We start from the raw sequence: 19,124 nt of genomic DNA, 5'->3' as shown, positions 1-19,124 counted from the left end.
GGTCATACGATCACCGGGTGCGCGCGAAGACGATGTCGAGCCGGTTCCGGCTGGTGCTCAGGACCAGTCTCGGCTTCGCCGCGCTCGGCGTCGGATCCAGTGTGTGCGGCGCCGGGGTCGTGGCGTTGCTGCTGCTCCTGCAGGGCCTCCCGAGCGAGGTCGGCGATCGCGGCTGGATCCTCGGCGTCACCGCGGCCGGGATCGTGGCGCTGTCGCTGATCGTCGGCACCGTGTGGACGGCGTGGCTGCAGCGGCGCACGGCGGTCTGGTTCGTCTTCGGCCGCCCGCCGACGAAGGCCGAGGCCGAGCGCGCGCTCCGGCTCCCGGTCGACATGGGGATCGTGAGCGGCACGCTCTGGCTGATCGGCACGATCGTGCTCGGTTCACTCGCGCGGGTGCTCGGGTCCTGGATGGACGCGCTCGGCATGGCGCTGGTCATCGGGCTCGGCGGGCTGACCACGGTCGGCCTCACCTATCTCGCCGCGGAATGGGTCGCCCGGCCGGTGATGACGATCGCGCTCAAGGTGACGCCGCCGAAGGGGACGCTCAAGGTCACCGTGCTGACCAGAGTGGTCGTCACCTGGTCGCTGGCGAGCGGGGTCCCGTTCCTCGGCGTGCTGCTGGTGGCCACGCCGCCGGATCTCGGCCAGGGCGACCACGTCGCGAGCCTGATCATGCTTTCGGTGATCGGGCTGGGCGTCGGCGCGATCGGGACGGGCCTGCTCGCGAAGGCCGTCGCGACCCCGCTGCACCGCCTGCGGATAGCGCTCGACGAGATCGCCCGCGGCAACAAGGAGGTCGTGGTCGAGGTCGACGACTCCAGCGAGATCGGCCTGCTGCAGACGTCGGTCAACGACCTGGCCGCCGGGCTGCGTGAGCAGGAACGGATGCGGGACCTCTTCGGCAGGCACGTCGGGGACGAGGTCGCCCGGCACGCGCTCGAGTACGGCGCCTCCCTTTCGGGTGACGTGCGCGAGGTGACGGCGCTGTTCGTCGACGTCGTCGATTCGACGGCCCTGGCGAGCCGCACCCCGCCCGAAGACCTGGTGAAGATGCTCAACCGGTTCTTCACCAGCGTGGTGCACGCGGTCGGGGCGCGGGGCGGGCTGGTCAACAAGTTCCAGGGTGACGCCGCGCTCTGCGTCTTCGGCGCCCCGACCCGGCTCGCGGACGCGCCGACGGCCGCGCTTTCGGCCGCGCGGGCGATCCGGGACGCGGTCCAGGAGACCGGCGAGCTGGACCTCGGCATCGGCGTCGCGAGCGGCCGGGTCTTCGCCGGTCAGCTGGGCACCAGCAGCCGGTTCGAGTACACCGTCATCGGCGACGCGGTGAACGAGGCCGCGCGCCTGACCGAGTACGCGAAAGCCGCCGACGGCCGGATCCTGGCGAGCGAAGCGGTGCTCAAAGCGGCCTTGGAGAGCGAGCGCTCGCATTGGGAGCCGTACGCGGAACTGGAGCTTCGCGGGCGTCAGGAACCGACACACGCCTGGGCGGCGCTCAGCCCGGAATGACGTCCGGCCAGCGCAGCAGCGTCGAACCCCAGGTCAGCCCGGCCCCGAAGGCCCCCATCACGACGCGGTGCCCCGGCTGGAGCGCGCCGTCCTTGGCCGCGTCGGCCAGCGCGATCGGGATGGACGCCGCGCTCGTGTTGCCCACCTTCTCGATGTTCGAGTACATCACGTCCTCCGCGAGCCCGAGCTGCTTCGCGCAGGTCTGCAGGATGCGGATGTTCGCCTGGTGCCCGATGAACCGGTCGATGTCGCCGACCATCCAGCCCGCGGCGCCGACCACCGCGCGCGCCGACTCGGCCATCCGCGCGCAGGCGTGCCGGAAGACGGTCTGGCCCTGCATCACCAGATAGTGGTCACGCGGGTCGTCCGAGCGGCGGTTCTTCGCGCCACCGGCCTCGACCCAGAGCAGTTCGGCGAGTTCGCCTTCGCTGTGCAGGTCGAACGGGCCGAGCGCGCCGAGTTCGTCCGGGTCGCCCGCGCGCAGCAGGACGGCGCCCGCGCCGTCGCCGAAGATCGGCACCGTGCCGCGGTCTTCCGGGTCGACGAGCGAGGTGAAGACGTCGGCGCCGATCACCAGCACCCGCCGCGCGACACCGGCGGCGATCAGCCCGGCGCCGGTGGCGAGCCCGTAGACGAACCCGCTGCACACGGCGTTGACGTCGAAGGCGGCGACACCGTTCAGCCCGAGCTTCGTCGCGACCTGCGGCGCGCTGGCCGGGCACAGCTGGTCGGCGGTCGACGTCGCGAGCACGACCGCGTCCGCCTCGGTCTCCCCCGCCGAGGCCAGCGCCCGTCGTCCCGCCTCGACGGCGAGATCCACAGTGGACGTCCCCGGATCGACGACCCGGCGCTCGGCGATGCCGGTCCGGGAGCGGATCCACTCATCGGAGGTGTCGAGCCGCTGGGCGATCTCCTCGTTGCCCACCACGCGAGGAGGCAGCCAAGAGCCGAGACCGGCGAGAACGGCCGCCTGAGATGAGGGCACCAAGAAATCCTTTCGCGGGGGAAATGAGAGGTCTGCCATTCACTTGTAAGCGCTACCATTCAGTAGACCCGTCAGTTGTGTTCCGGGTCACAATTCAAAGAATTCTCACCTTCACCCCTGGCGTGACCGACGCCGCGCGGGGGCGCGATCAAAGAACAGGCGCCGGGGAGAGCGGTCCGGTTAGCCTGACCTGGTGCACACACCCGACCTCGACCGCCTGGACGTCGCCATCCTCGCCTGCTTGCAGTCCGACGCCCGAACGATCGCCGAGCACATCGGCGCGAAGGTGGGCCTTTCGGCGGCGGCCGTGCAGCGGCGGATCAAGCGGCTGCGCGAGGCCGGGGTGATCGAACGCGAGGTCGCGGTGCTGTCGCCGGCGGCGCTCGGACTGTCGATGACGTTCGTGGTGATGGTCGAGATGGAGCGGGAGAACCTCGCGGTGCTCGACGGGTTCCGCCGCCAGGTGCTCGCGGACGACAACGTCCAGCAGTGCTACTACGTCACCGGCAACGCCGACTTCGTGCTCGTGGTGACCTGCCGGGACATGGCGGATTTCGAGACCTTCACGCGGCGGATGTTTTTCGACAACCCGAACGTGCGGCACTTCACGACGTCGGTGGCGATGGACCGGGTCAAGACCGGACTGTCCCTGCCGCTGGAGCCCTGAGGGTCCAAAAAGGACTCCCTGACCTCGTCACCACGGGTATCGGCCCGAACGCAAGGGGTCTGTGCCCGGCGTTACACCACTATGGACATATGCAGCCGATAGCGTGAACGTCGCGACAGTCGCGTCATCCGGCCCGTGCCCGGCCATCTCCTCCCCGAGACGAAAAGTTCGCGCCGCGCGAACCACGAGAGCACTGAGGAGTGGCCGTGCACACCGACGCAATTCACCAGAGCCAGTTCGTTCTGCTGAACAACAGCAGCACGCCCGTTCTCTCCCGCCTGTCCTTCCACGCCGGCGAACCGTTCGCGGTCACCGTGTCGTTCCGGACCGAGCGTGGCCGGTGGGTCGAGTGGACCTTCGCGCGTGAGCTGCTCGTCACCGGCCTCACCGATCCGGCCGGGCTCGGCGACGTGCGCGTCCGCCCCGACCTCTCCGAGGACGAGGCGATGCTGACGCTCGAAATCGAGTCACCCGACGGTTATGCGTCGTTCGAGCTGGAGCGCGAGGACGTGGAGACGTTCCTCGAGTCCACTTACGACCTGGTCCCGCTCGGGTCCGAGAGCGAGCACTTCGACGTCGAAGCGCTGATCGAGGAGATCAGCAACGTCTGAAAACTTTCCCGCGGCACGAAAACGAAGGGCGGCCCGAGTGCGCTGGAGGCACTCGGTCCGCCCTTCGTCCTGTGTCAGCCCAGTACCAGGGAGGTCCCGGTCGCGGACAACGCCGGCCGGACCGGGAAGAAGTAGGTCACCGAGCTGTTGCCGCCGGACAGCATGCCCTGCGCCTGGTTGCCCGCGATGAACGAGCCGCCGGAGTCGCCGGCCTGCGAGCGGACGTTCGTGGCGGTCATGCCGTACACCGTGCCTTCGGCGTAGCGGACGGTCTGGTTCTTGGCGCCGACGGTGCCGCAGGTCCAGCCGGTGGTCGAGCCCGACTTGCAGACCGAAGCGCCGGTGGCGGCGACGGTCGAGCCGCTCACCCGGGTGCCGTTGTTGATGATGCCGCGCGGCGTCCAGTTGCTGTTGACCCGGACGTGCCCGTAGTCGTTGGTCGGGAAGCTGACGCGGGCGAACGAGCCCATCGCGACGCGGTTCGAGCCGGTCACCGTGCCCGGGCCGCAGTGCCCGGCGGTGAGGAAGCCGCCGTTGACCGAGAAGCCGATCGAGCACCGCGAAGAGCTGTTGATGTAGTAGGCGTCCCCGCCGCGGACGTCGTACTTGAGGGTCGGCACCGAAGTGGTCTCGACCACCGCGACGGCGGCCTTGTCCACCTTGGCCTTCTCCAGATACGAGTCGACGACGCCGCTCTTGCCCGGCAGGACGTTCACCGTCACCCGGTTGGTCTTGGTGTCCACGCCCCAGCCGGTGATCGCGCCGTCCGCCGCGCGCTCACTCGCGTTCAGTTTGTCCACAGTGGAATCGAGCTGGGCGGCCGAGAAACGGACCAGTTCGGCTTCCGCGCCGCTGGCGAGGACCTGGCCGAGTTTCGCCGCGTCCGTCACGCCGACGCGGAGCTTGCCGGTGGCCTCGTTGTAGCTCGCGCCGCCGAAGCTGCCGGCGAGCGTGGAGGCGAGTGCCTGTTCGAGCGTGCCGGCGGCGGTCTCGCTCTGGATCCGGGCGAGCGCCTGGTCGGCGGTCAGGCCGAGGTCCCGTTGCAGGGCGGGAACCATTCCGGCGTTGAGCAGAGTGTCCGAGGTCGCTGCCGCGGGGGTACCCGTGACGAGCGCGCCGGTGGCCAGTGCTGCCGTGGCGGCCACACCGAGGAGCTTCGTGATCGTCATGCTTCTCCCTCGTCATCACGCACGGCTCCGGTTCGCCATGCGATGGCCCTCCCCTGACGGGTGAGGGTTCTGGACTCCGGGGAAGGCCGCAATCCGGGTCGGCGCGGGATAGGTATACCCATTCTTCGGGAACCGAATCGCCTGCTCCACGGGCGGCCACCTAGAGCAGGCACCCGGACGGACACGTCCGTAAGTAGGGTTTCGAGCGAATACCTTGCGTAGTCGTTTCCACCCCCTGAACGTGGGATGAATCGCCGAATCGGGTTGGTGGCCGACGTTTCGGGTGCCCGGTGATTTTCCAACCGATGATCCGTCAGCCAACCGGTGACTCTGCGTCCCCGAACGGCCTCAGGGGGTGCCCGGGGTGTCCGTGTTGGGTGGTTTACGACCCGGTAGGCAGTGCTTAGGCTCCGCAGGACAACGCACAAGATCGTGTCGGGCTCAGCGGGAACTCCCCACCGAGGAGCGCATGATGTGGCTTGCCACCCCTCGCCCGACCTCGGTTTCGGTCCGCGCCGGATCGACGGCATTAGTGGGCCGCGACGTCGAGGTCTCGGCGATCGTGAAGATCCTGCTGCGCCGTCCCGCCGTCGTGCTGATCGAAGGCGAACCCGGGATGGGCCGCAGCAGGCTGCTCGAAGAGCTGGCCGGACGTCGCGAGTTCGCGTCCGCCCGGGTGCTTTCGGGCGCCTGCCAGCCGATGCGCGAACCGTTCCCGTTCGGGCCGGTGCTCGAAGCGCTGCGCTCGGCGGGCGACCGGCCGCTCGGGCCGCTCAGCCCGGTGGCCGGGGTACTGAGACCCTTGCTGCCCGAACTGGCGGAAAGCCTTCCGCCCCAACCGGAACCGCTCGCCGACCCGTGCGCCGAACGCCACCGCCAGTTCCGCGCCGTCCGTGAACTCCTGATCGCCTGCGGGCCCGCGCTCGTCCTGATCGACGACCTCCAGTGGGCCGACGAAGGCACCCGTGACCTCTTGCGTTTCCTCGCGGCCGCGATGCCCGCCGAGCTGGCCGTCGTCGCGGCCTACCGGACCGGTTCCCCCTCCGCACACGGTGCCGGCATCCCGTTCCGCACCCCGCCGAACGTCCAGACCGCCCGCGTGACGCTGGGCCCCCTCGATCTCGACGCCGTCGGGAAGCTCGCGGAGGAACTGCTGGACCTGCCGAGGGTTTCCGCGCCGTTCACCGCGAAGCTCCACGAAAGCACCGCCGGGATCCCGTTCGTGGTCGAGGAGACCCTGCGGGCGCTGCGGGACGCGGCGGGGCGACTGCCGATCGGCGAAGTGCTGGGCGACCGGCTGCTGGAAAGCCTCGAAGTCCCGATCTCCCTGCGCGAGGCCATCACCGAACGGCTCGACGCGTTGCCGGAACCCGCCGTCCGGCTCGCCCGCGCGGCGGCGGTGCTCGCCGTCCCCTCCGAACCGGCCGTCATCGGTGAACTCGCCTGCCTCGACGGCGACGCCCTCCGCACCGCCCTCTTGTCCACTTTGGACGGAGGAGTGCTCGGCGAACTCGGCGGCGACCGCTACGGCTTCCGGCATCCCTTGGCCCGCAAGGCCGTTTACGACACGATCAGCGGCCCGGAACGGACTCTGCTGCATTCGCGCGCCATCAAGGTGCTCGCCGAGCAGCCCGCCCCGCCGCTGACCCTGCTAGCGAACCATTCGCGCGCGGCGGGCCGGACCGGGCAGTGGCGCCACTACGCCGAAGCCGCCGCCGACGAGGCCATCGCCCACGGCGACACCTCACGCGCCATCGACCTGCTCCAGTCCGTGCTGGCCGAGGCGGGACTCGGCGAGGACGACATCGCGCGGCTGGCCACGAAGCTCAGCCAGGTCGCGCTGCGCGGGTTCCGCCCGGACGTCATCGAGACGCTGGAGCGGATCCTCGAAGACCTCACCGACCTGCGCCCGAGCGTGCGCGGGACGATCCGGCTCAGCCTCGGGATGCTGCTGGTCCGCACGATCGGGCGGCTCGCCCGCGGCCGGGTCGAGGTGGAGAAGGCGATCACCGAACTGGTCGACGAGCCGGAGCTGGCCGCGCGCGGGATCAACCTGCTCGCCCAGCCCATCGACGGGCTGACCCCGTTGTCCTGGCACGAGGTCTGGATGGACCGGGCCCGCGAGGTCTTCGACCGGATCGAAGACCCGGAGCTGCGCCTCGCGCTGCTCGGTGACCGGATCTCCACCCAGGCTCATATCGGCGACGGCTCGGCCTGGACCGAGTTCACCGAACTGGCCGATCAAGGCGGTGGAGTGGCCGAACGGGTCCAGCTGGCCAGGATGTGGTGCAACCTCGCCGACGCGCAGTCCTGGGCCGGACATCTGGCGAGGGCGGAAAAGCTGGTCACGGAAGGGATCCGCCGCGCGACCGACGCGGGCGCGCTCTACGCCGCCGGGCTCGCGCAAGGCACCAGGGTCCGGCTCGACTGGGTGCGCGGCGACTGGCCCGGGCTCGCGGAGGCCACCGAACAGCTTCGCGACGGCTATCCCGACCTGGGCCCGATCGTCATGGAATGCTCGCTCGTCCTCGGCGGTCTGGCCGCCGTGCGCGGGGAATTCGCCGCCGCGCAACGACATCTGGCCGCGGCGAGCGTGCACGCGCCGGAACACGGGCCCATCCCGGTCGTCCTCTCGGCGGCGGGCGTCCTGATCCGCGTGCTCCTCGCGACGGACGACGTCGACGGGGCGTGCGCGACGGCCGACAACGCCGTCGCGGCGGCCCGGCGCAAGGGTGTCTGGGTGTGGGCGGCGGCGCTGGTGCCCGCCGCGGCCGAGGCCTACACACGGGCCGGGCGCTGGTCGGAGGCGGACGCCGTGGTCGAGGAATTCGCCCGCGGCGTGGACGGCAAGGATTCGCCGGTCTCCCGGGTCGCGCTGCTCGCCGGCCGGGCGATCCTGCTCGACGCGCGCGGCAAACATCCCGCCGCGGCAACGGTTTTCGACGAGGCCGCGGCCGGTTACGAAGCGCTGCCGATGCCCTATCAGGCGATCGGTGCCCGCGAGCGTGCGGCGCTGTGCCGTCTGACCGCGGGCCGCCTGACCGGGGGCCGTCTCGACGCGGGCGACCGCAAGGCGATCGAGGAGCTCGCGGCGGCCGCGGAGGCCTACGAGCGGCTCGGCGCGACCAGGGACGCCGGCCGCTGCCGCCACCTGCTCCGGGAACACGGCGCGTGGGCGCCTTCGCAGCGCGGGCGGCGCGGTTACGGTCAGGAGCTCTCGCCTCGCGAACTGGAGGTCGCGCGCATGCTTTCCGACGGACGCACGAATCGAGAGATAGCGGACGGATTGTTCCTTTCGCCGCGTACGGTCGAACAGCACGTCGCGAAAGTCCTGCGGAAACTGGGTGCCCGTTCGCGGACCGACGTGGCCCGCCGGATGACGACCTACGCCCCCGCGACGGCCGACCGGTAACGCGCCGGTGAACAGGCCGTTATTCCTTTAGGGGCAAGAAAAGTGCCCGATCGGGCATGGTGATCCATTCCATCGGGTTCAGCGGTGTACGTATGGTTCCGTAGGTTCATGCGCTGTGCTAGTTTGTTTTGGCCATTAACAAAGTCGGGGCCCGACCCCGTGAGGGAGTAGCGCAGAAGCATGGCTGAGCGAGCCGATTTCGCGCTGGGGACGGTCGAGGCGACAGTGGTCGGGCGGGCGCTTGGCGTCGATGCCCGCTTGTTTCCCTTGCGCGTCCAGAACACTTCGATCGACCCGGAGCGGTACGCCGCGATCATCCGGAAGGTCTACACCGATCTCGAACAGCGCCGCCTGTCGATCAACGGCGAGCTGAACAAGGCCGTCCGCACCGCGTTCGAGCTGCTCGGGAACCACCGGATCACCGTTTCGATCAACGGTATCGACGGCATCGGCCAGGACATCGCCGTCCTCGCGCTCACCGACGGCAGGCAGGCGCTCGGCATCACGCAGGCCCACGGCGAAGACCTCCTGCAGTTCGCGCTCTTCGACGACGAGGAGCTGGTCGAGGTCCTCTCCGGGGTGCTGCCGCGGATGCGCCCCGCGTCGACCGGCCGCCGCACGCTCGTGCAGAAGGAGGAGCGCGCCGTCTCCGCGATGGCCGCGCGCCGCCAGGCCGAAGCCGAGTTCGACGAGGAAGAGACCGACGCGTTCGGCAACCTCCAGTTCACCGGCGTCGTCCGTGCCCGGCCGGAGGCCCCGGCGCCGCGCAACGACGAGAGCGACGTCGAGGTCCTGGAGAGGGTGCTGTCCGGGACCCGCCTCGGCGGCGGCTACATCATCGTGAGCGGGATCGGCCGCCGCGGCGAACGGCTCCGGTCGACACCGTTGAGCTGGCTCGACACGGAAGACGGCCGGTACCTGATCCGGACCGAGACCGACGAGACCTCCGGCGCCGTGATCGGCCACTACGACCCGGCCAGTCAATCGGGCGTGGCGAACGCGATCCGGGACGCCATCGCGGACATCTACTGACCTTCCTGAATCCGGCGAGAGGACCCTCCGTTGACCGAGGAAGCACAAGAACTGCAGCCGATGATGGCGGCGCGCAAGGTGGCGTTCGCGGGCGCGCGGCTGAAGGAGATGGCCAAGCAGGGCGGCTTCGCCGTCGACGAGACCACCGGCCAGGAGATGATCCGTTCGCTCCAGGGTGTGATCGACAGCCTCGAAGAGCGCTGGAGCGCGCTGACCAAGCTGCAGAAGTCACCTCCGATGAGCTCCACCGCGACCGCCCGCTGGGTGTCCGAGCACATGCACGGCACCGCGACGGACGCGCAAGGTCTGCTCACCCAGCTCCAGGCCGCTCGCGCCGAGTTCCCGACCTACATCGAGGCGATCGAGCTCGCCCAGCGGAACTACCGGGAACGCGACACGCAGAACCAGCGTGACCTGAAGCGGATCGACACCGAGATCTGAAGGAGAGACCTGTGACCGAATCCGAGGAGAAGACGGCGAAGGTCTCCGACCCGAACTCGCCCGACTACGACAAGCTGGACCCGAACTACGACCCGACGGCCGACTCGTCGTCCGACTACTACGTCGGACCGCTGGCGGACGAGGCCGCCTCCGGCGACGAGATCCGGGCCGGGGCCTCGGCCGGGACGGACCTCCTCTTCAACATCCTCGGCTGGGGTGACAAGGCGCTCGGCGGCATCAAGGACATCTTCACGCAGAAGATGTACGAGGGGCAGCTGGAGAAGGCGCGCGAAGGTCTCGACAAGAACCTGGACATCCGCAAGCCCGGCGAGCCGCCGTCCACGGTCTGGGCGAACGCCACCCACGAGCAGATGCAGACCGCGATCGCGGACAACGCGGATCCGGCAGCGGTGGCCGAGACCTCCGAGGAGTGGATCCGGGCGGGCAACGACCTGGCCTCGCACCAGCGCAACCTGGCGAAGGCGATCAGCGCGAGCACGGCCAACTGGGAGGGCGAGGGCGGCGACGCGGCCCGCGAGCACCTCGCCGGTGTCGGCAAATGGCTCGGCTCGACCGCGAACGGCGCGACGCTGGCCGGGCGGCAGCAGCAGATCCACTCGCAGACGCTCAACGAGACGCAGAAGCAGATGGCGGCGAACCCGCCGGTGGCGTTCAGCGTGCAGGAGGCCAACGCCAACCTGCAGAAGATCACCGACCCGTACGTCTACATGGCGCAGCTCGGTAAGGATCTCAGCACCTTCAAGAAGCAGCAGGACGCGCGGGACCAGGCCGCGAAGGTGATGACCGACTTCGACACCACGGTCGGCTCGGCGATCGCCACCCCGGCGTTCCCCGCCCCGCCGAAGCTGGCGTCGACGACCAGGCAGCTGCAGGGCACTCCCGCCGGCGGTGGCGCGGGTTCGCCCGCAGGCACGCTTCGCGACCGGATGTCGCCCGAAGGCGCCGACGGGCAGCTCAGCCCGTTCAGCGCGACCTCGGACCGGACGCGCCCGGACGGCCTCGTCGCTTCGATGGACGGGACGCCGCAGGGCGGGGCCGGTGGTCCCGGCGGTGTGTCGCCGTTCAACTCCCCGACCGGCGGGCCGGGCGGCGGCCCCGGTGGTGGACCCGGCGGAGGTCCTGGCGGAAGTCCCGGTGGCTTCCCCGGCGGCGGTGGTCCCGGTAGTGGCGGCCCGGGCTCCAGCCCGACCATGCCCAACATCAACATCCCCAATGGACCGACCGGCGGCGAGACCTACAAGCCCGCCGCGTCGTCCGGACCCAGCCTCCCGAACATGCCCAAGATCGACGACACCACGCGCACGACGGGCTACACACCCCCGTCCGTTTCGCCGCCGTCGTTCACCCCGCCGAACATCCCGATCCCGGAGGGCGGCGGACCGCGGCCCGGCGGTGGTCTTCCGTTCACGCCCCCGAACATCCCCCTCCCGAACGGGCCCAACGGGCCCACCAGCGGCGGGCCGAGGCCGGTCATGCCGAACATCCCGCCCATTCCGCGGCCCGGCGGCATCGGCGAACGGCTCACCGGCCCCTCGTTCCCCGACGGCAACTCGTACAAGGGCACGCCGTACAACGCGCCCAAACTCGGCATGCCGAACATCCCCGGCGGTGGCGGCACCGGCGGGACCAGTGGCTTCGGCGGCGGCGGCACCGGTGCGGGTGGCGCGGGCGGCGGCGGTCTCGGTGGCGCCGGACGGGCGTCCGGCTCGCTCGGCATGGGCGGTGCCGTCGGCGCGGGCGCGTTGGACGCCGAAGCGGCCGCGGCCCGTGCGGCGGCCTCCGGCGGCAAGCCCGGTACCCCCGGCGGCATGGGGCCGATGGGCGGGATGGCCCCCGGCGCCGGCAAGGGTCAGGGCCAGGACGACAAGGAGCACAAGGTCGCCGACTACGTCGAATCCGACGACCCGTCCTTCTTCGCGGCCGACGAGGTCGTGGCGCCGCCGGTGATCGGCGACTGGAAGAACAAGGACTGGAAGTGACGGCCTCGTTCGAGGTCGATCCGGACGACCTGACCGCGCACGCGAGCCATCTCGACGGGCTCGTGGACCGGCTGAACACCGCGCACGCCGCGACCGGTTCGGCGATGTCGGCGGACGCGTACGGCCTGCTGTGCGCGTTCCTGCCGCCGATCGTCAACCCGGCGGGCGAACGCGCGGCGGAGACGATCAAGGCGGCCGTGGAAGGGATCCAGGCGACGGCCGACAACGTCCGCACCGCCGCCAAGTCCTATGTAGACGGTGACAAGACCAACGCGGAACCGTTCAAAGCGGACTTCTCCGCCTTGGACATCGGAGGAAAGAAGTGACCGGCGCGAACGAGCTCGGCGAGCTCATGCTGGACCCGGACGAGGCCCAGCGCAAAATGGAGCGATGGGCCGCCGGATTGGAAGAGAAGGCCCAGCGGTACGCGGCCGCCCAAGAGCGGACGGAGCAGCTCCGGCTGACCGCGTCCAGCTCCGACGGCGCCGTGAAGATCACCGTCGGGGCGGACGGCGGCGTGACGGACATCGAGTTCGGCAACAAGGCCAGGACGTACCCGCTGGAGGAACTGTCGCGGGCGATCCTGCAGACCATGCACCAGGCGCAGGCCGGGATCGCGGGCCAGGTCGCCGAGGTCATGCAGGAATCGCTCGGCGACGAGGACCAGGAGACCAGGGCGCTGATGATCGGCACCCTGCGCAGCCGCTTCCCCGAGATCGAAGAGGAAGAGCCGCCGCCTCCGCCGCCGCCCGCACCTCCGGCGTCCTCGGCTGACGCTCCGCCTCCGCCGCAGGCACCTCGGGAACGGCGTCACGAAGCGCCGGACGACGAGGAGAACTCGCCCTGGTAGCCCTTGGCGCGCTCCTCGGATTGTCCAAAAAGGACGCTTTTTCGAGAGGGAGGCGTCTGTTTTGGGCACTTTGCGCGGTATTGCGTGGGGGGTCGTGAGTGGCAATGGTCGTTCTAACCCTCTTTATCACTCACGACCCCGCGCGAAACCGGACTTAACGGCACAAAGCAGGCGTTCACTGTCCGGAAAGTGACCACTGTGGACACCAATGGCCTCAGGGGCACAACGCGGCTCGCCCCTGAAGGTCCGTGAAGGCCTCCTTCCCTACCTTGAGGGTAGGCAAGGAGGCCTTCACGGACCTTTGACCAACGGGCCCTTCCCGTCCTCACCACTCACGAGGCGGTCAGGCGGCCGCGAGTGAGACCACGCGGTTCCGCCCGCTGTTCTTCGCCTGGTAGAGCGCGGAGTCCGCCACGTGCAGCAGCCGCTCCAGCACCGTTCCGCCCGACGGGTAAACCGCCGCGCCGATCGACACCGAAAGCCCTCGCACGACCCGGGGCCCCGAGGCGGTCGCGACCTCGACCTCGATCGCCATCACCGCCCGGCGGACCCGCTCGGCCACGGGCAGCACATCGGTCTCCGTCGCCCCGGGAAGCAGCACGACGAACTCCTCGCCACCGAAGCGGCCGACGGAGTCGTAGTCGCGTACGTGCTCGGAGATCGTCTTCGCGACGACCTTGAGCACGACGTCGCCCGCGAGATGCCCGTAGACGTCGTTGACCTGCTTGAAGTGGTCGAGGTCGAGCATCAGCACGCCGAGTTTGCTCTTCGCCCTCGCCGCCAGCGAAAGCTCCCGTTCGCTCAGCGCGTGCCACGCGTGCGCGTTCAGGACGCCGGTCTTGCCGTCGATGTTCGCCGCGATCTCCAGCTGCCGCACCAGCACGCTGCGGTGCAGCACCAGCACCGGGAGCAGCACGAACGGGACCAGCGCCGGGGCGTGCACGATGCCCAGCGCGGTCGAGGTCCCGAGCACCAGGGTGGTGACCTCCAGCAGGTTGTCGTCGCCGGTGCCGAACAGTGACCGCAGGGAGCGGGCCCCGGTGTGCAGGTACACCGAGAGCGCCACGATGAACGCGTTGACCACGGTGAACACGGTCGCCGCCTCGACGATCTTCAGCGAGCCGGCGAACCCGACGGGCAGTCCGTTCCAGCCGGCGACGATGGCCCCCGCGGCCAGGCAGGAGATCACGATCGCCGCCGCGCAGTACACGACGCGGTAGGCCGGGCGGTGGCTCATCCCCCGCCACACCCGGAACCAAAGATGCAGGTAGATGAGCAAACCGAGGGCGAGCGCGAGCCCGGACGGCAGGACGAGCACCCCCGCGAACGTCCACACCGAAGTCATGTTGATATGCGGCCGGTCGCACAGCGTGCGCCGCAACCGTTCCACCGAACGCGAAAGCTCGGCCTGCAGAACAGCGAGGCCGAGCAGTGATCCAAATCGGACGAATTCCGTAGTGTCGTAGTTCGATCGGAGCAAGGCGATTACGGCGACTGCCGCCGCGAGGCCTTCCACCACAAGAAAAACCGCGGGAACACCGCGTGGTCCGGACCATAATTCCCAGCGTCGGACCCTGGCTCTCAGACGTGTGCCGGCCCCTTCTCCGGCGAGTTCAACTTCCCCCATAATCATCGTCACCGGTCCCCCTTCCGTGCACAATTCAATGTATCCGAGGTAGTACTGAGGGTGGCTCGAGTCATTTCCGGAACACACAGATGGAGCAGTGGGAGGGAGGACCATCATGAACGGTCGCGAGGACTGATCCCACCGATTCAGCCGGTTCGGCTCCCGGCCGGGAGCCAGACATCGGGGCCGGTGGCGATGGCGCGTTTCCACGCCATCGCCATCGGTCCCGCCGAGGCGACGGCCACCGTCGCGGCCACCCCGACGGCCACGAACGGACCGGTCAGCTGGGCGAGACCGCCCGCGAGCATGATCCCGATTCCTTGCACGGTCACCAAACTCGTCGAGGTCAGCCCCATCACCTGCGCCCGGACGCCGTCCGGCACCGCGCGGGCCATCAACGCGACCGCCTGCAGGTGGTACGGCGCCGCGAAGGCCCCGCTGAGCCCGATCAGCGCGAGGCAGACGGGCAAGGACGGGCGAAAGAAGAGAAACACCAAAGGAACGACGGATGCGATGGCGAGAATGCCGACGATTCGCGTTTTCCGTCGCGCCGGAACCCATTTCGTGAAGATCCACGAACCTATTACCGAACCGATCGGATCGGCCGCGAGAATAAGACCGACCGCGAAACTGCCCGCCCCGAGCCCGACGGCGAGCGGCGCCGCGAGCCCTTCCGGCGCGATGGCGAACCCGGCGAGCATCTTCAACCCGAAGAGCACCCGGATTCCCTTGCCCTGCCACAGTTCCTTGGCGCCTTCGCCACTGAAAGCCCGCGCCACACGGCTTTTCACCGAAGATTCCGTGGTGGCGGGCCCCCGGCGGCGCACTCCGGCGGAGACGAGCAGCGCCGAGACCACAAAGGTCACCGCGTCGATCACCAGTCCCCAGTAAGGCGTCACCAGCCCGATGACCAGTCCGCCACCGCCGAATCCGGCCAGCTGTGCCGTTTGGATGGTGATCGTCCGGACCGCGAGCCCGGCGACGTATCGGTCTCCCTCGAGGACGTCCGGGAGCAACGCGAGCTGCGCGGCCCGGAACGGACCGCCCGCCATCGTCAGGATCACCAGCAGTCCGGCCAGGACCGGCAGCGGTATCCCCGGGACGGCCATCAGCGCCGCGACCGCCGCGCGCAGCAGGTCGCAGACGATCATCACCGTCCGTCGCGAATACCGGTCCGCCAATCCGGCGAACAGGGTGCCGCCGATCAGCGTCGGCAGATACGTCAGGCCGTAGGTGAGTCCGGTCAGCCCCGCCGACGCCGTTCTTTCCCAGACCAGCACCGACAACGCGACCCTGGCCAGCTGGTCACCGGCCTGCGAAAGCGCCTCGGCCGCCCACAACGCACGGAACTCGCCGACCGCGAAAGCGGCCCTGAACGCGGTGCCCCGAGCGGAATCCCCCTTTTCCATGAGCCCTCCCCTTGGCTCACGGTAGTCGATCACTTCCGCAGTGTCAGCGGCCATCCGGCCCACGTCGACCGTCAGCGTCCACTGTGGACAGTCAACTTCGCGTGTTCCACGGCGGCCGAAGCGAAGGCGCTGACGACCGGATGCGGCCGGGTTCCGTCGCCGGCGAGTTCCGGTTGGAACAGCGTCGCCAGGAAGAACGGGTGCTCCGGCAGTTCCGCGATCCGCGCGTCGCCATCGGCGTCGAATCCGCTGAAGACCAACCCGTTCGCCGCCAAGGTGTCCAGGTGCCGGGCGTCGAGACCGTACGAACAGTGGTACCGCTCAACGGAACGCTCCGCCCCGAGAACCCGTGCCGCCAGGGTGCCCGGCGTGACGTGGACGGCGCCTTCGTGCCCGACGAGCGAACACGCGAGCGGGACGATCAACCGCTCTTCCGCGTCCGGCGCGTTCTCCGCGTGCCCGATTCCGCCGAGCCCGCAGACGTTCCGCGCGAATTCCAGCAGCGCGTGCTGGAAACCGGCGCAGGTGCCGAGGAACGGGACGCCGTTCTCGCGGGCGGCGCGCACGGTCTCGATCGCACCGGATTCGGACCGGTAAGGACTGCCGGGCACCAGCCAGACGGCGTCGAAACCGGTGAGGTCGCCGACGGCGTCCGTCGGGATCCAGTAGGCGTCGAGTTCGAGGCCGTCGCGTTCGGCGAGCCGTTCGAAGAGCATCGGGATGCGGACGTGGGAGCGGACGCCGTCCGAGCGGTCGCCGACCAGGGCGACCCGGGCTGTCTGTGTCATGCGGCCATCCTGACCCGTGAACCGAGTTCAGCGCCAACGATGATCCTTGCTGTGTCCATAAGCGATACTGATGCTCATGGAGACTCATCTGCTCCGCACCTTCGTGGCGGTGGCCCGCGGCGGCTCGTTCTCGCGGGCGGCCCGCGACCTCGGCTACACGCAATCCGCGATCTCCCAGCACATCGCCGCGCTCGAACAGGACCTCGGCACCGCGCTGCTCACCCGGCGGCCGGTCGCCCCGACACGCGCCGGGGAACGTCTCCTCGAACACGCCGGTCCGCTGCTCACCCGGCTCGACGCCGCCCGCGCGGACCTCGCCCGGCTCACCGCGGCGCCCAGCGGGCGGGTCGTCCTCGGACTGACCCCGCTGTCGCTCACCGCCGAAGTCGCCGCCGCCGCGCGTCGTGGCACCGAACTGCGCGTCCTGGGCCGCGAAGACGTCCTGACGGAGGTCGCGACGGGCTCACTCGACCTCGGCCTCGTCGACGGGATGACCGCGCCGAGCGATCCGCTCCCGCTGCCGGACGTCGGCCCGCTCACCACCACCGTCGTCGGCGAACGCCCGCTCGCGGTCGCGGTACCCGGCGGTCATCCGATGGCGGGGCGGACGGTCCGGCTCGCCGAACTCGCCGACGCGGCGTGGATCGACGCGCCGGATACGGCGATTCCGTTGGAACGCTTGAGGAAGTTCGCCTCGACCGACGGATTCCGCGGTCGGCTGCGCTACACCGGGACCGACGTCCGGGGCCTGCTCGGCCTGGTCGCGGCCGGTCAGGGGCTGGCGCTGCTCCCGGCGGACGTCGTCACCGGCGCGAGCGCGCTTTCCCTGTCCTCACCACGCGTGGTGCATCGCACCGAACTCGTGCACGGGGAGCCCGGCGAGGGCTCGGCACTGGCCGCCACGCTGACGGGTCAGCGGCCGTAGCCGTAACTCACCATTCCCTGCGCCATCTGCATCGCCAGGGAACTCGCCACGACGGGATCCATCATGCTCCGGATGTCCTGCGTGGGCTTGTCGCGCGAGCCGAGGTCGGTGCGCGGCTGCTCCGGCGGCCTGGTCTCGGCGGGCGGGAGGGCGACGACGCGTTCCTTGACTGGCTTCTTCTTCGTCGCGGGCGCTTGCTGTTTCACGGTGACCGGGACGTAGACGGTCACCGGCGCGGCCTGCGGCGCGGGCTGCGCGACCGGCGGCGCCGCCTGCTGGGTCGCGACGGCGGGCAACGGCTGCTCGGGCAAGGCGGTGTCGTCGACGGGCTGGAAGCTGAAGGTGCCGGCGAACCAGCCGATCGCGAGCAGCGCCACCCCCGCTCCGCCGACGAGCCAGGAGCGGGCGCGGCGATGGATGACCACGGCCTTGGGCCGGAGATCCTTGTCCACCACCGGTTCACAGACCGGGGGCCGGACCGGCATCGGCTCGGGCTCGGGTTCGTTCTCCGGGCTGCGCCGCCGTTTCGGCAGACTCGCCGCGATGATCCCGGTCCGGTCCAGCAACTCCGCCGTCTCGACGGAGAGCGCGGCATCGGTCGGCGTACGGCGCTGGGCGGCGCGCGGCATGGGGACCTCCGGAAGGGGAATCACGAACTTGAGCATTGTGGTGCATTTCCGACGCCGCCGTAAGTAACGCACCCCGATCGAGTTATCCCGAGCCGTCCGGACCACGGAGGGTTACTCCGTTCAGTGGCTTCCGCTTTCTCAGAGATTCCGCATTCCCAAGCGTCCCAACAGGGCGAGCGGCCGCTGGTAAAAGGAGCCGAGCACGCGGGGAATCGCGTCGATGGCATACGCGTCCGGACCGATCAGGATCCGCGCCGTCCCCCGTTCGATACCGCGGACGATGGTCTGGGCGGCCTTCTCCGGCGTCGTCCGCGCGATCTTTTCGAATCCCTCGGCGGCTTTGTCGATGTCCCGCTCGGCGCCGCCCCGCGCGTCACGGGCGATATTCGTCTTGATGCCACCGGGATGCACGCAGCTGACCTTGACCGGATGCCGGGCGATCAGCATTTCCTGCCGCAGCGCCTCGGTGAACCCCCGCACCGCGAATTTCGCGGCGTTGTACGCGCTCTGCGTGGGCACGCCGATGAAGCCGAACACACTCGAAAGGTTGACGATGTGCCCGTCACCCGAAGCGATCACCTGCGGCAGAAACGCTTTCGTACCGTTGACCACGCCGCCGAGATTGATCCCCATCAGCCAGTCGTAGTCGTCCCAGGTCATTTCCTCGACCGTGGCACCGAGCGCGACCCCGGCGTTGTTCACCACGACGTTGGCGCCGCCGAAATCGACGGCGACCTCCTCGGCGTGCGCGAGAACGGCGTCACGGTCGGCGACGTCGAGCTCGTACGCCTTCGCGGTGGCGCCCGCCTTCTCACACTCCGCGACGGTGCCGGCCGCGCGGACGGCGTCGACGTCGGAGAGCGCCAGCCTGGCGCCCCGCCCCGCGAGCTCGATCGCGAGCGCCTTGCCGATCCCCGAGCCCGCACCCGTGATCACCACGACCTTGTCCGTGAACGACTTCATACCCGCTCCAACCCGCTCGACTGTTACCGGAGGTAACACATACTACGGCTGTGAGCTTGCTGTGCGTTGATCGATTCGGGCTGTGTTCGCACACCACTTATGGTG

The 19,124-nt window shown here is 69.7% G+C and carries 17 protein-coding genes; 10 read left to right on the top strand and 7 right to left on the bottom strand.

Annotated elements, in window-relative coordinates:
- Window positions 1-32 precede the first annotated feature (32 nt).
- Entirely contained in the window at window positions 33-1,511 is a 1,479-nt protein-coding gene (locus AB8M46_RS13070) for an adenylate/guanylate cyclase domain-containing protein (RefSeq protein ID WP_037336012.1), read from the top strand.
- Here the strand turns inward: AB8M46_RS13070 and AB8M46_RS13065 are convergent.
- Window positions 1,498-2,535: a beta-ketoacyl-ACP synthase III gene (locus tag AB8M46_RS13065; protein WP_394360377.1), complete on the bottom strand. Its 1,038-nt coding sequence runs from the start codon at window positions 2,533-2,535 to the stop codon at window positions 1,498-1,500. The genes AB8M46_RS13070 and AB8M46_RS13065 overlap by 14 nt on opposite strands.
- Window positions 2,536-2,689: 154 nt before the next feature.
- On the opposite strand from AB8M46_RS13065, the gene AB8M46_RS13060 reads away from it, so the two are divergent.
- Together AB8M46_RS13060 and AB8M46_RS13055 are read left to right on the top strand one after the other, a co-directional pair.
- Window positions 2,690-3,163 carry an Lrp/AsnC family transcriptional regulator gene (locus tag AB8M46_RS13060; protein ID WP_037333334.1) on the top strand — a complete coding sequence of 158 codons (474 nt, stop codon included), beginning with the start codon at window positions 2,690-2,692 and terminating at the stop codon, window positions 3,161-3,163.
- Window positions 3,164-3,369: 206 nt separating this feature from the next.
- On the top strand, window positions 3,370-3,774 hold the full coding sequence (locus tag AB8M46_RS13055) for an SsgA family sporulation/cell division regulator (RefSeq protein WP_016330736.1): 405 nt from the start codon (window positions 3,370-3,372) through the stop codon (window positions 3,772-3,774).
- Between the two features lie 74 nt (window positions 3,775-3,848).
- On the opposite strand, the gene AB8M46_RS13050 is transcribed toward AB8M46_RS13055, so the two are convergent.
- A complete protein-coding gene (locus tag AB8M46_RS13050) occupies window positions 3,849-4,943 on the bottom strand; it encodes a S1 family peptidase (protein WP_394360376.1) in 1,095 nt (364 codons plus the stop codon).
- A gap of 472 nt (window positions 4,944-5,415) precedes the next feature.
- Here AB8M46_RS13050 and AB8M46_RS13045 point away from each other — a divergent pair, with 472 nt between their 5' ends.
- From AB8M46_RS13045 to AB8M46_RS13020, 6 genes are all read left to right on the top strand, one after another.
- Window positions 5,416-8,355, top strand: coding sequence for an ATP-binding protein (locus AB8M46_RS13045; protein WP_394360375.1), 2,940 nt, complete (start codon window positions 5,416-5,418; stop codon window positions 8,353-8,355).
- A gap of 180 nt (window positions 8,356-8,535) precedes the next feature.
- Complete coding sequence (locus tag AB8M46_RS13040; protein WP_037333340.1) at window positions 8,536-9,387, top strand: ESX secretion-associated protein EspG; 852 nt, start codon at window positions 8,536-8,538, stop codon at window positions 9,385-9,387.
- A 30-nt stretch (window positions 9,388-9,417) separates the two neighbouring features.
- Complete coding sequence (locus tag AB8M46_RS13035) at window positions 9,418-9,828, top strand: hypothetical protein (RefSeq protein WP_037333344.1); 411 nt, start codon at window positions 9,418-9,420, stop codon at window positions 9,826-9,828.
- An 11-nt stretch (window positions 9,829-9,839) separates the two neighbouring features.
- Window positions 9,840-11,828, top strand: coding sequence for a WXG100 family type VII secretion target (locus AB8M46_RS13030; RefSeq protein WP_394360374.1), 1,989 nt, complete (start codon window positions 9,840-9,842; stop codon window positions 11,826-11,828).
- Entirely contained in the window at window positions 11,825-12,154 is a 330-nt protein-coding gene (locus tag AB8M46_RS13025) for a type VII secretion target (RefSeq protein WP_037333351.1), read from the top strand. Before AB8M46_RS13030 ends, AB8M46_RS13025 begins: the two co-directional genes overlap by 4 nt.
- A complete protein-coding gene (locus AB8M46_RS13020; protein WP_394360373.1) occupies window positions 12,151-12,678 on the top strand; it encodes a YbaB/EbfC family nucleoid-associated protein in 528 nt (175 codons plus the stop codon). The genes AB8M46_RS13025 and AB8M46_RS13020 overlap by 4 nt, the downstream gene beginning before the upstream one ends.
- A gap of 343 nt (window positions 12,679-13,021) precedes the next feature.
- Here AB8M46_RS13020 and AB8M46_RS13015 read toward each other — a convergent pair whose 3' ends face one another.
- From AB8M46_RS13015 to AB8M46_RS13005, 3 genes are all read right to left on the bottom strand, one after another.
- The gene (locus tag AB8M46_RS13015; RefSeq protein WP_394360372.1) at window positions 13,022-14,158 is read right to left on the bottom strand and encodes a diguanylate cyclase; all 1,137 of its coding nucleotides are present in this window, start codon (window positions 14,156-14,158) and stop codon (window positions 13,022-13,024) included.
- 293 nt (window positions 14,159-14,451) lie between these two features.
- Window positions 14,452-15,714 carry an MFS transporter gene (locus AB8M46_RS13010; protein WP_394360371.1) on the bottom strand — a complete coding sequence of 421 codons (1,263 nt, stop codon included), beginning with the start codon at window positions 15,712-15,714 and terminating at the stop codon, window positions 14,452-14,454.
- A 71-nt stretch (window positions 15,715-15,785) separates the two neighbouring features.
- Window positions 15,786-16,502: a hypothetical protein gene (locus AB8M46_RS13005; RefSeq protein WP_394360370.1), complete on the bottom strand. Its 717-nt coding sequence runs from the start codon at window positions 16,500-16,502 to the stop codon at window positions 15,786-15,788.
- Window positions 16,503-16,578: 76 nt separating this feature from the next.
- On the opposite strand from AB8M46_RS13005, the gene AB8M46_RS13000 reads away from it, so the two are divergent.
- Entirely contained in the window at window positions 16,579-17,427 is an 849-nt protein-coding gene (locus AB8M46_RS13000) for a LysR family transcriptional regulator (protein ID WP_394360369.1), read from the top strand.
- Here AB8M46_RS13000 and AB8M46_RS12995 read toward each other — a convergent pair.
- The gene (locus AB8M46_RS12995) at window positions 17,415-18,092 is read right to left on the bottom strand and encodes a hypothetical protein (protein ID WP_052120275.1); all 678 of its coding nucleotides are present in this window, start codon (window positions 18,090-18,092) and stop codon (window positions 17,415-17,417) included. The two genes, AB8M46_RS13000 and AB8M46_RS12995, sit on opposite strands and share 13 nt — an antisense overlap.
- Before the next feature lie 102 nt (window positions 18,093-18,194).
- Window positions 18,195-19,019, bottom strand: a complete 825-nt coding sequence (locus AB8M46_RS12990) for an SDR family oxidoreductase (protein ID WP_037333367.1) — start codon at window positions 19,017-19,019, stop codon at window positions 18,195-18,197.
- Window positions 19,020-19,124 lie beyond the last annotated feature (105 nt).

The sequence above is a fragment of the Amycolatopsis sp. SB7-3 genome, from assembly GCF_041021335.1.
Lineage (GTDB): Bacteria > Actinomycetota > Actinomycetes > Mycobacteriales > Pseudonocardiaceae > Amycolatopsis > Amycolatopsis japonica.
This window is presented reverse-complemented; position numbering and strand designations above follow the sequence as displayed.